We start from the raw sequence: 15,606 nt of genomic DNA, 5'->3' as shown, positions 1-15,606 counted from the left end.
GATTCAGTTTATAACTATTATAACAATATAACACAGTACTACTATAAATATACTGATAACTTTGTAAATTTGAGCCTTATTCGTACAAAGATGAAAAAAACATTATTCTTTTTATTAAATATCATTTTGTTAGTTGGGGTACTTACCTCGTGTAATGATGACAAACAATTACAGCAAGCACAACGTGAACGATATATGCAACATCAAGACAGTGTATTCAACTATCTTGAAACAAATTGGAAAATAGAATTTCCAAAGACAACTCCAGAACTTACTAATCTATTAAAAGAGTGGAATGCTTGGCAAGAGTTTCAAAAAGAAGCCGTGCTAAAACCGACTACATCAATTGATGCCTACCAAAAGAAAATAAGCCAATTAGAGAATAAAGTTCAGTCAATTACCTTTATCAAATATCCTAAAGCGCTTGATGAAAGAGATGTCAAAGCAAGAATGACTGTGTTTTTTAACTCAGTTAAGAATCTAAATATGTTTCTTAATCTAGACCCTATAGACATCGCAAAAGTTGACGCGCAGATGAAACAAGTAAACAAAGACCTAGCTATTCTAACAAAGCAGATGGAAAAAAACCTAGAAGTAGCCAAAGTCCCATTGGAAATAGGTGAAGAAGAAATGTTAGAACTGTTAAATGACGAAAGAAGAGCAAACCCTGAAGAGCAATCAGGAAATTAATAGAGGAGCAATAGCATGGATATCAAACAACTTTATAACAATACATCAACCACTCTTCAATTGATAAAAGAACTAGAAGGGTTGAATGGCAGAAAGATACATATGAAAGGATTAGTAGGTTCATCTATCTCCTTTCAAATTGCTAGTTTATTCTCGCAAACAAACATTCCCTATCTTCTAATCTTCAATGATAAAGAAGAAGCCGCTTATTATCTAAACGATTTGGAAGCGTTATTAAACAAACAAGATGTACTTTTCTATCCAGGTTCTTATAAGCGTCCGTATCAGATAGAAGAAACTGATAATGCAAACATTCTACTTAGAGCTGAAGTGTTAAATCGTATTAGCTCGAGAAAAAAACCAGCAATAATAGTTACATATCCCGAAGCACTTTTCGAAAAAGTGGTTACTAAAAAAGTACTAGAGAAAAACACGTTAAAGGTTAATGTAGGCGATCAATACGACATAGACTTCATCAATGAAACTTTATTTGAGTACAACTTTAAACGTGTAGACTTTGTTTCTGAGCCAGGAGAGTTTTCTGTTCGAGGAGGTATTGTAGATGTATTCTCTTTTTCAAATGATGAACCTTACCGAATAGAATTCTTTGGAAACGAAATCGACAGTATACGTACCTTTGATATTGAAACTCAATTATCTATTGAGAAAAAAAAGAAAATCACGATTATACCAAATGTTGAAAACAAATTCTCTACAGAGACAAGGGAGAGTTTCTTTGATTATATCTCCGAAAAGACCGTTATAATCGCTCAAAACACAGCATTAATTGTAGACCAATTAGATCGTTTGTTTGACAAAGCAACAGTAATATTCGAAAAGCTAAACAAGGACTTAGCGCATAAGTCACCAGAAAACATGTTTGTAAATAGCACACTGTTTTTAGATAAAATAGCGCTCTTAAATTACATAGAATTAGATGACTCTAAATTAATTGAGGTCAATAACACATATGAATTTCACACTAAACCTCAACCATCATTCAATAAGCAGTTCGACCTATTAGTACGCAACCTCAATGACAATACTGAAAATGGTATTACAAACTATTTGTTCTGTGCTAACGAAAATCAAGCAAAGCGATTCAAAGAAATATTTAATTCTCTAAAAGATTCACCAGAACAAATAGCTGTACAGTCCTATAAAACAATCGTACAGCCAATCTTTGAAGGTTTTATCGATGAAGAAAATCAAATAGCTTGCTATACCGATCACCAGATATTTGAGCGATATCACAAATTCAACCTTAAAAACGGATATACAAAAAAACAAACTATAACACTTAAAGAGATAAACTCCTTATCTGTTGGTGATTATGTAACACATATTGATCACGGAATCGGTAAGTTTGGGGGATTACAAAAAATACAAGTAGAAGGGAAAACACAAGAGACAATCAAGTTGGTTTATGCTGATAATGACATTGTCTATGTAAGCATCCATTCCTTACATAAAATAGCCAAATACAATGGTAAAGATGGTATCGTACCAAAAATCCACAAACTTGGCTCTAATGCATGGAAAAATTTAAAAAACAAAACCAAAGCAAGGGTTAAACACATTGCCTTCAATCTTATTCAACTGTACGCGAAACGAAAACTAAAAAAGGGATTTCAATGTTCACCAGATAGTTACCTCCAGCACGAGCTAGAAAGTTCATTTATCTATGAAGACACACCTGATCAATTCAAAGCTACACAGGAAATAAAAGCAGACATGGAAAGCGAACGTCCAATGGATCGTTTGGTGTGTGGAGATGTAGGCTTTGGTAAAACTGAAGTTGCCATCCGTGCAGCCTTTAAAATGGTTGAAAATGGTAAGCAAGTAGCAATTCTTGTACCTACAACTATTCTTGCTTTTCAACATTTCAAAACATTCACAGAACGCTTAAAAGACATGCCTGTTCGCATTAGTTATATCAACCGATTTAGAACAGCTAAACAAAAAAGTGAAATTCTAAAAGACCTAGCAGAAGGAAAAATAGATATCATCATTGGTACACATCAATTAGTCAATAAAAACGTTGTATTCAAGAATCTAGGACTTCTTATTATAGACGAAGAACAAAAGTTTGGAGTAGCTGTAAAAGATAAGTTAAAAACTATTTCAGAAAATGTAGATACACTAACATTAACTGCTACACCCATACCACGTACCCTACAATTCTCTCTCATGGCAGCAAGAGACTTATCCGTTATTAATACCCCTCCACCCAACAGATATCCTATTGAAAGTAATGTAGTGGGCTTTAATGAAGAGATAATTAGAGATGCTATTTCTTATGAGCTAGAAAGAGGTGGGCAAGTCTATTTTATCAATAATCGCATTGAAAATATTAAAGAAGTAGCTGGTATGATCCAGCGCCTAGTGCCTGATGCAAAAGTAGGTATAGGTCATGGACAAATGGAAGGTAAGAAATTAGAAGAACTTATGCTTGCATTTATGGATGGTGAATTCGATGTATTAGTGGCAACTACAATTATCGAAAGTGGGCTTGATGTTCCAAATGCTAATACAATTCTAATCAACAATGCAAATAACTTTGGTCTTTCAGATCTACATCAAATGCGTGGTCGTGTTGGACGAAGCAATAAAAAAGCTTTCTGCTACTTTATCTGCCCACCCTACTCTGCAATGACAGAAGAAGCTCGAAAACGTATCCAAGCCTTGGAGCAATTCAGTGATTTAGGAAGCGGATTCAATATTGCTATGAAAGACTTAGAAATTAGAGGAGCAGGCGATATTCTTGGCGGTGAGCAAAGCGGATTCATTAATGAAATTGGCTTTGAAACCTATCAAAAAATCATGCAAGAAGCTATTGAAGAGCTAAAAGAAAATGAATTCAAAGACTTATATACAGACGAAACTAATGAAGAGGACAAAACATTTGTAAAAGATGTTCAAATTGATACAGACTTTGAAATTCTTTATCCGGATGAATACATCAATAATATTACTGAACGTCTTAACCTGTATAACGAATTAAGTACAATCACTACTGAAGATACTTTAATTGCGTATGAACAGCGCCTCATAGACCGTTTCGGTGCACTCCCAAGACAGGCCGTATCTCTGCATAATAGTTTACGCATAAAGCGATACGCTATTAATATGGGAATAGAAAAAATAGTCATGAAACAAGGAAAGATGATCTGCTACTTCATTGGCGATCAACAATCAAAATTCTATCAATCAGCTAAGTTTAGAAAAGTATTGCTTTTCGTTCAACAACGTGCAAATATCTGTACAATGAAGGAGAAACAAACAAAAACGGGATTGCGTTTGTTGCTAACTTTTAACAGTGTCAGATCTATCAAACAAGGGCTTGAATACATTGAACTATTAAACGAATAGTCAGTTATATACAACAAAAATAAGGGCTGTTTCAAAGTGAGACAGCCCTTATTATTTGACAATTAGCTATTACTAGTAACCAAATAAGTCTTCTAACGTTAACTCTTTAACTTCTCCATATTTCTTAACAGATTTCCAGTCTAAGTTCTCCTTTTTACCTAAAAGTCCTACATTAAATGTTTTTCCTTTTACGTGTTTATTAAAGAACTCTACTAAGTCCTTCATCTCCATTTCCTGAATCTGTTTATACATATCTTTATTGATATCATAGTCAATACCTTTTTCTTGTAATGACAACCAGTAGTAGAATATTTGTGCTTTTGTATAACGCTGTGTAGCGATATTCTTTAATACCGAATTTTTGGCATTTACAAATTGTCCTTCAGCTTCTGGCATTTTATTCATTAACTCCATCATAGCATCGACTGCTTGTGTCAACTTATTAGCTTGTGTTCCTACATAGGCCATTACATAGTTATAGCGATCCGCTTTACCAGCGTTCTTATAATATGCATAAGCAGAATAAGCTAATGACTTAGACTCGCGTATTTCTTGAAATACTACAGATGCCATTCCTGCACCAAAATAATTATTGAACACACTACTCGTTGCTAATAAATCTTTGTCAAACTTCATTTCTCTTCCTCTATAAGAAATTTCAGCTTGTACCATATCATATGGAGCAAAGTAAACGTTACCTGTAGTTACTGGTTCTGCATAAACTCTTTTCTCTGGAGCTACTTTATTCTTTCCTAAATTATGATGCTTCTCTATTGCCTTTTTAGTTGTCGTTAAGTCATTACCATAGTAGAATACATCTTGGTTATAATCACTGAATGAATGAACTAATTTCACTAACTCTTCAGGGTTAATTCCTTTCAATTCTTCTTCACTTAAAATATCTTTAAAGCGAGACAATTCACCCCCTGAAACAATATAACTATTTAATGCGCTCTGTATACCTCCTTTACTAGACTTCGCATCAAAACGGCTTTTTAAAATCTGATCAACCAAGTTTGCATAAGCTTCCTTATCTGCTTTAGCATCTGTTAATAAGTGTTCTAGCAAAGATATTCCTGCAGGAATATTCTCTTTTAAACCACTAAGTGTAATATAAGTCTTTTCTGTATCAGCACTGAATGAATAATCAACTCCTAATTTATAAAACTCTTTACGAATATCAGCTGCTGAATATTTGTTGGTTCCTAAGTAATCCAAATACCCAATTGCTAAGCTTAACTTCTTATCGTGATCAGATCCAACATTAGCTATGTAGGTTACAGTAGCCAAATCATTCGTCACATTTTCAATAAAGTACATAGTACCTCCAAGTTTACCTATTTTTGATTTCTTAATAGCCTTATCAAAATCAACAAACTCAGGCTGAATATCAGCAACCTTTACAGAATTTAATTCCTTATAGAAAGTTGACTCACTCTCTCTATTCAAATCTATTGGTGTAATACCAGGATTTTCAACACGTACTAAGTCCTTATTCTCTCCTTGGCGTTTATACACTAACGCATAGTTATCACCGTACTTCTCATTTGCAAACTTAACAACATCTGCCTTGGTAATTTTGGCCATTTTATCAATTTCTGCAACAGCTTCTTCCCATGTTCTACCATGAATAAAAGCTTCATACATTTCAGTTGCCATAGCATCATTACTCTCTAATGCTTTCATAGAGTTCTTTTTAAACTCATTCACCACAGCGTCTAATAACCATTCGTCAAACTCTCCTTTTTTAATCTTCTCAAGTTCCGCTAGCAAAATATCTCTTACCTCATCTAATGACTGCCCCTCATTCGGCATACCTGTAAATTTATGCACTGAATAGTCCTTCATGATCATTGGAGAACTTCCTGCATATAATGCACGTTGCTTCTGATTTACATCCAAATCGATTAATCCTGCCTGTCCATTACTTAGCAGCATATCGATCAATGATAAATAAGTTGCATCTTCGGTTTTAACACCTCCCAATCGGAATCCTATCTCTACACGCTCACTCTGTGGGCTGAATACTTCTGCAACTTGTATTTTCGTAAGTGCAGGTTCCACTGCAACATATTCTTTCGGTTGAGCGCCTTTTTTCATCGAGCCAAAGTACTGATTTACCAACTGGATTGTTGGATCAAATTCTAAGTCACCCACCAAAACAACAGCTATATTATTCGGTACGTAATACTCATCGAAGTAATTGTGTATTGCTTCCATTGAAGGATTCTTCAAATGGTCTGACGTACCGATCGTAGTTTGCATACCGTAGTTTGTTGTAGGAAACAACAATTCCATCATCTTTTGATAAGTACCTCTATAATCACTATCTTGACCTCTATTGAACTCCTCATATACTGCCTCTAATTCGGTGTGAAACAGCCTTAATACAAGCTCTGAGAATCTTTCCTTCTCAATCATCAAGAACTTCTCCAACTCATTAGATGGAATCACATTCTTATATACCGTTTCATCAAACCATGTATGCGCATTAGTTCCTGAAGCTCCGATAGAAGCTACTGACTTATCATATTCGTTTGCTACTGCATACTGTGACGCCTCCTTAGATATTTCATCTATTTTCTTATATAAAGCTTTCTTCTTCTCAGGATCTGTCTCCTTTTTATGTGCTTCATACAAATCAGAAATTTGTTTAATTAATTTCTTCTCTACTTCCCAGTTTACAGTACCTAAATTTGATGTTCCCTTAAACAGCATATGTTCTAAGTAGTGAGCTAAGCCAGTACTATCTTCAGGGTCATTATTAGATCCTGTACGCACCGGTATATATGTTTGGATACGTGGCTCATCGTGATTTTGAGCTAAATATACTTTTAAACCATTTGCTAAAGTATAAACTCTCGCCTTTGATGGATCATTTTCAACGATTTCATAAGTGAAACCATTAGCATCTTTTTTAGTAATAGTCTTATATTGAGCATGCAGTGTAGCACTTATAGCCAACATAAAACCGACAATTAAAAGTCTTTTTTTCATATTATAATTATTGTAGATCAATCAAAGCTATAAATAAAATTGACTTGACAACATAAAAAAACAAATACATACAAAAAAAACGTCAGTATTATTTACACAATACTGACGTTCTCCAAACCTTTAAAAGAATTTTTTATTTTATTTCAACTGCCTCGTGAATGGGTGTTCCTATATTTCCATTTGGAACTTCTATCTTTAGAATCTCTGCAATTGTCGGCGCGATATCCGTCATATGCGTTTCTCTCAATGTCTTACCTGGCTTTACACCCCATCCCATAAAAATAGCAGGGATATGTGCATCATATGATCCCCAAGTACCATGTGTCGTCCCCTTTCCATCTTTTTTTCCACTATACCATTGTGGCTCTAAGATAAACTGAATCGCACCACTGCGCTTAATGTTATATCCATTAACTATACGCTCTTTTATTTTGTGAGGAATACTTGAAGTCCCTGCCTTGTCCATTTCAGTTACAAAAGCAACTCCATCTATTTTCTTCAACTCTTTTACAATGTATTCTAAAATATCTTCTTCCTCTAAATCTTCTTTCTCAATTAAAGGATTGTTTAAATGAACTTGGTAATTTGCCAAACTGATAATTAATCCTTCTTGTCTAAATTTCTTAGCCAATTTATCATTTAAAGACTGCTTAACTGCCTTCGTATCAAAATAACCAGCTTTTCCTTTGTTGTCTAAAATAAACTTAGGGTTGTGAGCAGCACCGTGATCCGCTGTAAAGAAAAACGTATAATTGCCCTTCCCTACTTTCTCATCTAAATAGTTTAAAAAATCCGCAATATCAGCATCTAAGCGTAAATAAGTGTCTTCAATCTCTATAGAATTAATAGCAAATTGATGTCCTACATAATCTGTGGAAGACAAACTAACCGCTAAAAAGTCAGTAACACCATAAACATTATCTCCTAATGACTCTTTTGCAATAGCCTCTTTAGCAAAATCAAGTGTCAAGCTATTACCAAATGGAGTAGATTTAATTAAATCATAGCCATTGTCTTTCTTTAGTTTCTTCAAGTTTCTAGGAAATACTGGTCTATCTTCTCCTTTAAAAGACTGTTCGTATTCATTATCATCTGCCGTACTTAATACGTAACTGTTAATTGGATACAATGTTTTCCATCCCTCTTTAAAATACTTATCTGCCAACTCTTTCTTGTTAAATGACTTAACCCATTTTGGCAATTCTTCCATATAGTAAGTACTCGTAATCCAATCTCCTGTGTTACCATCTAACCAATAGGCTGCATTAGCAAAATGCCCTGCTGGTAAAATTCCTCCACGATCCTTAATTGCAATACCGATCACTTTTGATCTAAAATTTGTTGCTAATTTCAACTGATCTGTTACAGTAGAAACCAATAAATTACGTGGAGATTGCTTTCCTATCTTTCCTTCTCCTCCACCTACTCCTACTACAGAATCATCTTGTGTACAATACATACTCTCTCCTGTAGCTTGAATAATAAAATCATTTCCTGCTATTCCGTGTATAGCTGGTACACTTCCTGTATAAACAGTACTATGTCCGATCGCCGTAAACGTTGGAACATAGTCTATATAATTATTCTCACTTGAGAATCCCTCTTTTAATAAACGTTTAAACCCATCATCCGAGTAACGATCGTAATAGCGATATAGATAATCCCATCTCATCTGATCTACAACAACTCCGACAACTAATTTCGGTTTTTCTAATGTTTCATTTGCCATTGCTACTACTGAAAATAAGCAGCATACAGCAGCATACATAGTTGATTTAAAATTCATTTTATAGGTGTTTTTTACTTGTAAGTAATTTATGAGTTACAAATCTATTAAAGTAACTCTTTGAAAAAAAAAGTCATTGCCTAAAATTACAAATATTAACAGTAATATAAACTCACCTTAAATCCATTGTACTCAAAACTTTGCATATAATAAGCTTCTCAGCACCCCTCCTCTTTACTACTTGACTAACAGATTTCTCTACTATTTATCCAAAAAACGATTCGATTACATAATCAGTCCTTTCTAAAATAGTATCTTTACTAAGCATAACTCTACACAAAATGACCTTAAAAGAAATACTCAACACTATCTATCTGCTACCTCCTTCCTCGATTCAACGGATACAAGATATAGCAGTAGAAAGACATTTTCAAAAAGGACATATTCTACTACATGCTGACCGCATTGAAAACAAACTATACTTCATCAAAAAAGGAGTTGTACGTGCATTTTCACAAAGTGAACAAAGAGAGAGTACTTTCTGGTTTGGAGAAGAAGGAGATACTATCTTATCCATGCAGAATTACGTTGAAAACAAAAAAAGTTATGAAAGTATCGAGCTCATAGTTGACTGCGAACTTTATGAACTTGACTTTGTCCAGTTAACTAATTTTTATCTAACCGATATTCACTTAGCTAACTTGGGAAGAAAGTTAGCCGAAAAAGAATTATTAAATGTGGAAAGACGCATGATCATGAGAGATGTATTATCCGCTAAAGAACGATATTTAACGCTTTTACAAAATCAACCATCGCTCTTACAAAGAGTCCCACTAAAACACATTGCCTCTTATCTTGGGATTACACAAGTCAGTCTAAGCCGTATCCGAAAAGAAAAGTAAATTGGCTTGCCTTGGTACAATTTCACCTATCTTTGCATGACACGCAAACTAATCTACTATGAAGAACATTAAAGTAGTTGCATTTGATGCTGACGATACCTTATGGGTTAATGAACCCTATTTTAATGAAGCTGAAAAAGCTTTCTGTGTTCTACTTGAAGACTATCTTACGCACCAAAGTATTTCTCAAGTCTTATTCAAAACACAGATCGACAATTTACCTCTCTATGGCTATGGAATTAAAGGTTTTACCCTTTCCATGATCGAATCTGCTAATATTATTTCTAAAGGCACACTCAACCCAACAATCTACAGCAAAATTGTAAATTTAGGAAAAGAACTATTGACAAAACCAGTTGAACTAATCGATGATGTTGAAAATATATTAGAAGAATTACAAGCCAAGTACAAACTTGTAGTCGCTACAAAAGGAGATCTAAAAGATCAACACCGCAAACTTCACAAGTCTGGACTAGGTTCTTATTTTCACCACATTGAAGTAATGACAGACAAAGAGGAAATAGACTATCAAAAACTCCTTAAGCGTCTAGATATTCATCCAAGTGAATTTATTATGATTGGCAATTCCCTAAGGTCTGATGTGTTACCTGTTTTAGAGTTAGGAGGACATGCCGTGCATGTGCCTTTTCATACCACTTGGTTACATGAACACGTTGATCACCCAATTATCCATAATAATTTCAAAACGATCAAAAAACTTTCAGAAGTCAAAAATATCTTATTATAAACAACAAAAAGCCTCCAAATTGGAGGCTTTTGTTATATAAATAGCTAACTTAAAAACGATAGCCTATAGATACATTAAAATTCTGATTATATATCTTCAAATCAGCTACTCCTGGATTTTCTTCTAAACCAAAAGTATTAGAGTTATCAAAGATTGAGGCAAAGCCTCGAGTAAATTGAGCTCCTATTACTAACCCAAATTTAAACTGATACTCCAATCCTGCTACAACACCATAATCCATCTTTTGTAAATACTGCCCATCTTCTGTACTCCCAAAAATACCGTGATCTTTATATGTATTCCCTGCTTCATCAACTGCTGTTATAGACGAATAAAGCAGCATATTGACATAAGGTCCTCCATAAACTTGTAGTCCACCTATTTTAAACACCCCACTAATCGGGTTTAAACGCAAACTATGCATACTCAAAGTTGCATCTAATAACACTTCATCTACCTCTCGTGTAAAAGAAGCTCCTTGATTTTGATAAAACAACTCATGTTTTAAACCAAAATACTTTCCGATACTATTATCAACACTTAATCCTCCAAAAAAACTATTGCGTGCTTCTACTCTCCCATCTACTGCCAAATAACTTAAATCATCTCCTTTAAGAGTTGATTGTATCCAACCTCCTTTAATAGCAAAAGTTGTATTCCCTTTCAAATCGTCATTAATGTCCTGAGCTACTCCTATTGTTGTAACTAATAATAACAAACTTACTATATACTTTCTCATGATCTAATGTTTTAAAAGTCGATATCCCAAATACCTACTGCTTTCTCCAATTCTACTAAAGCAGATGCATAAGCAAATAAAGTCTCTGCATAAGCTTGTTGTGTCTCGTTGTATGTACGTTGTGCATCAAGTACTTCTAGTAAACTACTCGCACCACGTTGATAGCTATATTTTATCCCCTCATACACAGTCTTTGCATCTTGTAGCATACCTTTCTCAAATTGCTTAATCTGCTTTTGCTTTGTTAGATAATTTCGATAAGCTTGCTTTATTTCTTTTTCTAACTCTAATTCTATTAATGCATACTCTAAATCTGCTTGCTTTTCTTCAAACAATGCAGTCTTAAGACCTGCCTCTTTTCGGTTTGAAAACTTCAAAGGTACACTAATGCCTGCTTTAACAACGGTATTTCCAGGAGTTGGTGCTACAGCATTTTTTACAAATGAATTATTCTCTACTCCTAAATTAAGTCCTAAATCGATCACTCGCTCAGCTTTTGCCAAGGATACTTGACGACCAGCAACTACTCTATTTTGTCTTGCTACTAGAAAATCAGCACGATTATTTTGTGCTTCTATTATCAAGTCTTGAAGAGTAAATAAGCGATCAAATTTTCCAAAACTTCCCGTTGGAGTATATAGTGTATCATTGTGTACTACACTAATAATCGTTCTTATCTCCTCTAAACTATTCTTCCATTCATCAGCTGCATCTTGCAAATCATTAAACATTGAGCGAGCTTCAAGTTTACTTTGAATAGCATCTACTTTACTGATTTGCCCTAATTTATAACGAATACTATCTGACTCTGCAACTTGCATCATGGACAAATACGAATCTTTCTGTATATCGTACAACATCTTATTCTGAAGTCCTTCTAAATAAACAATAGTTGATTCAGCTCTTAGTGTATGAAAAAACTCTTGCAACGATAATTCAGCTAACACCTTCTGATCATTTGCTAGATTCTTTCTCGCTTTTCGCTTTCCTCCTAATTCAAGATCCCATGATAACTCTGCTTCAAAAGCATAGCCCATTTGCATACGCTTCTGCTGATTATCCGCCCAACCAAAACTTAACTCTGGATCAGGAAATGCCTTAGCCGCTTGTACCTCAGCTTCAGCTATATCAAGGTTAAACCGTTCAGCAGAATAAGCAAGGTTATTTGTAATCATACGTCCTAAAAAATCCTTGTATGTAATCGTTGTCGCTGTATTTTCCAATTCTTGTGCAACAAGACTAGTCCCTGCTGAAAAGAAAATTAGACTTATTCCTATATATTTTTTCAATACTCTCATTGTAGTGCTTAGTTTTCTTCTGTTTCACTTTTTACAAAATCACTATCTTTCCCCCATTTGCGCTCTACCAAATAATACAAAGCTGGTAGCACAAACAAGGTCAATAACGTCGCGAATAATAATCCATACACAATTACAGTAGCTAATGGACGCTGTACATCAGACCCAATACCTGTTGCTAAAGACGCTGGGAACAATCCAAGTACTGCTACCGTAGCTGTCATTAATACCGGACGAAAACGTTGTTCGGCTCCTAACAATACTGCTTCTTTGAGTTGTGTACCCTTTTTCCTTAAATCGTTTATATGTGAAATCATAATCACTCCATTCTGAATAGCAACACCAAACAAGGCTATAAAACCAACTGCAGATGAAACATTCAATGACATACCTCTCACATTAAGAGCTAACATCCCTCCAAATAATGCTAATGGAACAACGACCATCAACAATCCTGCCTGTCTAAACTGTCCAAATGCCCCATACAACAGCACAAACATCAAACATAATGTCAGCGGTACAATAACAGCTAAACGACTATATGCTCTGTTTTGATTTTCAAACTGTCCTCCCCATTCAATATGGAACTTCTCGTGATCATAACTAACATTTTCCTCTATCTTTTGTTGCGCTTCTTTCAATAGCGAACCCAAATCGCGATTTCTTACATTCAATTTAACTGTTAAATGGCGTCTATTCATCTCACGTGTAATGGTACTCTCTCCAGTACTCGTTTTGACATCAGCTACTTGTGATAATGGAATCTTTGCTCCAGTACTCGAAGTCAACATCAAGTTCGCAATTTTTTCTGGTGTATTTCTACTTTCCTCCGTATAACGAGCACTAATATCGTACACTTTATTACCAATGAATATCTGTGAAATAGCCTTTCCTCCAATCGCTACCTCAATTAACTCAGCTACATCAGAAACATTCAATCCATACTGTGCTATCTTATCGCGATTTGCATGAATCTGTAACTGAGGTAGCGGTGGTTCCTGATCAATCGCTAAATCTACAGCCCCATCTACAGTACGCAACGTACTCAATACTTCATTTGCTATACGTCTTGTCTCGTGAAAATCTTCTCCAAATACCTTAACAACCAACTCAGAGTGCGCGCCAGAAATCTTATCCATTACTCCGTCAATCATTGGCTGAGCAAACCCTACTGTAAAACCTGGTAGGCTCTCATATTCTGCTGCTAATTCCTCAATCAAATCATCTTTTGTCTTTCCACTTGGCCATTCCTTATACGGCTTAATACCAATAGAACACTCAAAGTGAGATGGAGTAAACGGATCCGTACCGTCATCATTACGACCTGCTTGTACCATCACATACGTTACTTCATCATATTTCATTGTTCTAGCACGTAAAGTATCACTCAACTCTTTAGACTTATCTAATGAAATTCCTGGAGGAAGAGTGACCTGAAGCCAAATCGACCCTTCATCTAGTGGTGGTAAGAAATCTTTCCCAACCTTAACTGTTAATCCTATCGTAACTGCCAATACAACTAGTAAAGGAACAAATACTTGTTTCGGTCTGCTTACTATTTTTACAATGCGCTTATGATATATAGCTGTTAGCTTTTCTAGCCATTTATTGTGGTAAATTTTCCTCGGTTTTCTATACACCGCATAAGCCAAGCCTGGAATTAAAATAAGGGCAACCAATAATGCTCCTGCCAAGGCATAACCAACAGTAAAAGCCATTGGTGTAAATAACTTTTTCTCTACACGCTCAAAGGCAAACAATGGTAAATATGCAGTTATGATGATAATCGTAGCGAAAAAAACTGGTTTTGCAACCTCTTTTGCGCGTTCTGCAATGGATTTTTCTTTTAATTCCTCCTTAGGATTGTCCTCACGCTTCTTCAATATTGACTCCATCATCACTATCGCTCCATCGACAATAATTCCAAAGTCTATTCCGCCTAATGACAGTAAGTTTGCTGGTATATCCGTAAAACGCATCATGATAAAAGCAAACAAAAGTGATACTGGAATTGTAATTGCTACTAGCAGAGCTCCTCTCCAACTCCCCAAGAAAACAATCAAGACAATAACAACTAAACTAATTCCTTCAATCAATGTAGTGGATACTGTACTCAAGGTTGTGTCAACAAGGTCTGTACGATCCAGAAATGTATGTATCTTCACTCCTTCAGGTAATAACCCATTATTCAATTCATCTACATATTGATGAATCTTCTCTAGTACAACCGATGGATTTTCGTGCTTTAACAACAAGACAATCCCTTCAATACTGTCTGAGTAATTTCGTTCACGATCTGAATAACCTAATACCCCTTTGCGCTCTACATTTCCATATTTTAATTGTCCTAAGTCATTTAGAAATACCGGAATCCCATTCTCTGCCTTTACTACAATCTTTCCTAAATCCTCTAAATCCTTGATAAGACCAATCCCGCGTACTACATACCCTAAGTCTCCTCTCGTCAGAACACTTCCACCTGCATTAACGTTATTCTCTTCAATAGTTTCGGTAATATCACTTAACGATAAGTCGTATTGTTCTAACTTATGTGGATCTAATTCTATTTGAAACTGTGTAGTTACACCTCCAAAATTGGTTACCTCAGCTACCCCTGCTACTTGGTTTAACTTAGGAATAATCACGAAATTTTGAAGATCTGTCAATTCTCTTAAACTATACCCATCTCCTTCTATGATATAGCGATACACCTCTCCAATCGGCGAAGTTAATGGGTCTAGCTCTGGCACTGCATCGTAGGGTAAATCAAGTCCGTTTAGACGTTCTTGAATACGTTGTCTCGCAAAGTAATCATCAATTCCGTCTTCAAATACCAATGTAATCATGGATAGCCCAAATGTACTATTACTACGCATCACGTGCATTCCTGGCATTCCATTTAACGCACGCTCTACCGGTATCGTAATTTGTAATTCTATTTCCTCTGCTGCTAGTCCAGGTACTTGTGTTACTACCTGAGAGGTCGTATCTGCAATATCTGGATATGCTTCAATAGATAACTGCTTCCATGAGTAGTATCCAAATACACATAACAGTACAAATAAAGCCGAAACTAGCCATCTCTTATGAATAGCCGTATCTATAATATTTTTCTTCATCTCTCCCGTGTTTTG

General features: G+C 35.2%; 9 protein-coding genes. 4 read left to right on the top strand and 5 right to left on the bottom strand.

Features of this window, described 5'->3' with window-relative positions; translation table 11 throughout:
• Positions 1-90: 90 nt before the first annotated feature.
• Positions 91-690 (top strand): hypothetical protein, encoded by a 600-nt coding sequence (locus GJV77_RS03000; protein WP_155034871.1) that lies wholly within the window; start codon positions 91-93, stop codon positions 688-690.
• Positions 691-705: 15 nt separating this feature from the next.
• Positions 706-4,062 carry a transcription-repair coupling factor gene (mfd, locus tag GJV77_RS02995; RefSeq protein ID WP_155034870.1) on the top strand — a complete coding sequence of 1,119 codons (3,357 nt, stop codon included), beginning with the start codon at positions 706-708 and terminating at the stop codon, positions 4,060-4,062.
• 72 nt (positions 4,063-4,134) lie between these two features.
• On the opposite strand, the gene GJV77_RS02990 is transcribed toward mfd, so the two are convergent.
• Positions 4,135-7,059, bottom strand: coding sequence for a M16 family metallopeptidase (locus GJV77_RS02990; RefSeq protein ID WP_155034869.1), 2,925 nt, complete (start codon positions 7,057-7,059; stop codon positions 4,135-4,137).
• Positions 7,060-7,192: 133 nt separating this feature from the next.
• Positions 7,193-8,845 carry an alkaline phosphatase PafA gene (gene pafA / locus GJV77_RS02985; RefSeq protein WP_155034868.1) on the bottom strand — a complete coding sequence of 551 codons (1,653 nt, stop codon included), beginning with the start codon at positions 8,843-8,845 and terminating at the stop codon, positions 7,193-7,195.
• Between the two features lie 281 nt (positions 8,846-9,126).
• Here pafA and GJV77_RS02980 point away from each other — a divergent pair, with 281 nt between their 5' ends.
• Together GJV77_RS02980 and GJV77_RS02975 are read left to right on the top strand one after the other, a co-directional pair.
• Complete coding sequence (locus GJV77_RS02980; RefSeq protein WP_155034867.1) at positions 9,127-9,687, top strand: Crp/Fnr family transcriptional regulator; 561 nt, start codon at positions 9,127-9,129, stop codon at positions 9,685-9,687.
• 58 nt (positions 9,688-9,745) lie between these two features.
• A complete protein-coding gene (locus GJV77_RS02975; RefSeq protein ID WP_155034866.1) occupies positions 9,746-10,435 on the top strand; it encodes an HAD family hydrolase in 690 nt (229 codons plus the stop codon).
• Positions 10,436-10,484: 49 nt separating this feature from the next.
• Here the strand turns inward: GJV77_RS02975 and GJV77_RS02970 are convergent, their stop codons facing one another.
• The 3 genes from GJV77_RS02970 to GJV77_RS02960 are packed head-to-tail and all read right to left on the bottom strand — an operon-like array spanning position 10,485 to position 15,591.
• On the bottom strand, positions 10,485-11,174 hold the full coding sequence (locus GJV77_RS02970) for an outer membrane beta-barrel protein (protein WP_155034865.1): 690 nt from the start codon (positions 11,172-11,174) through the stop codon (positions 10,485-10,487).
• Positions 11,175-11,185: 11 nt separating this feature from the next.
• A complete protein-coding gene (locus GJV77_RS02965; RefSeq protein WP_155034864.1) occupies positions 11,186-12,472 on the bottom strand; it encodes a TolC family protein in 1,287 nt (428 codons plus the stop codon).
• A gap of 8 nt (positions 12,473-12,480) precedes the next feature.
• Complete coding sequence (locus GJV77_RS02960) at positions 12,481-15,591, bottom strand: efflux RND transporter permease subunit (protein WP_155034863.1); 3,111 nt, start codon at positions 15,589-15,591, stop codon at positions 12,481-12,483.
• Positions 15,592-15,606: the final 15 nt, after the last annotated feature.

Source organism: Myroides pelagicus, assembly GCF_009711055.1.
In the GTDB taxonomy this organism is placed as follows: Bacteria; Bacteroidota; Bacteroidia; order Flavobacteriales; family Flavobacteriaceae; genus Flavobacterium; species Flavobacterium pelagicum.
Note: the sequence above shows the minus strand (reverse complement) of the source record. Positions and strands in the feature narration are given on the sequence as shown.

Bases quoted from the DNA above. Each gene is read 5' to 3' on its own strand.
- GJV77_RS03000 (WP_155034871.1), top strand. From the start codon at position 91: ATGAAAAAAACATTATTCTTTTTATTAAATATCATTTTGTTAGTTGGG.
- mfd (WP_155034870.1), top strand. From the start codon at position 706: ATGGATATCAAACAACTTTATAACAATACATCAACCACTCTTCAATTG.
- GJV77_RS02990 (WP_155034869.1), bottom strand. From the start codon at position 7,059: ATGAAAAAAAGACTTTTAATTGTCGGTTTTATGTTGGCTATAAGTGCT.
- pafA (WP_155034868.1), bottom strand. From the start codon at position 8,845: ATGAATTTTAAATCAACTATGTATGCTGCTGTATGCTGCTTATTTTCA.
- GJV77_RS02980 (WP_155034867.1), top strand. From the start codon at position 9,127: ATGACCTTAAAAGAAATACTCAACACTATCTATCTGCTACCTCCTTCC.
- GJV77_RS02975 (WP_155034866.1), top strand. From the start codon at position 9,746: ATGAAGAACATTAAAGTAGTTGCATTTGATGCTGACGATACCTTATGG.
- GJV77_RS02970 (WP_155034865.1), bottom strand. From the start codon at position 11,174: ATGAGAAAGTATATAGTAAGTTTGTTATTATTAGTTACAACAATAGGA.
- GJV77_RS02965 (WP_155034864.1), bottom strand. From the start codon at position 12,472: ATGAGAGTATTGAAAAAATATATAGGAATAAGTCTAATTTTCTTTTCA.
- GJV77_RS02960 (WP_155034863.1), bottom strand. From the start codon at position 15,591: ATGAAGAAAAATATTATAGATACGGCTATTCATAAGAGATGGCTAGTT.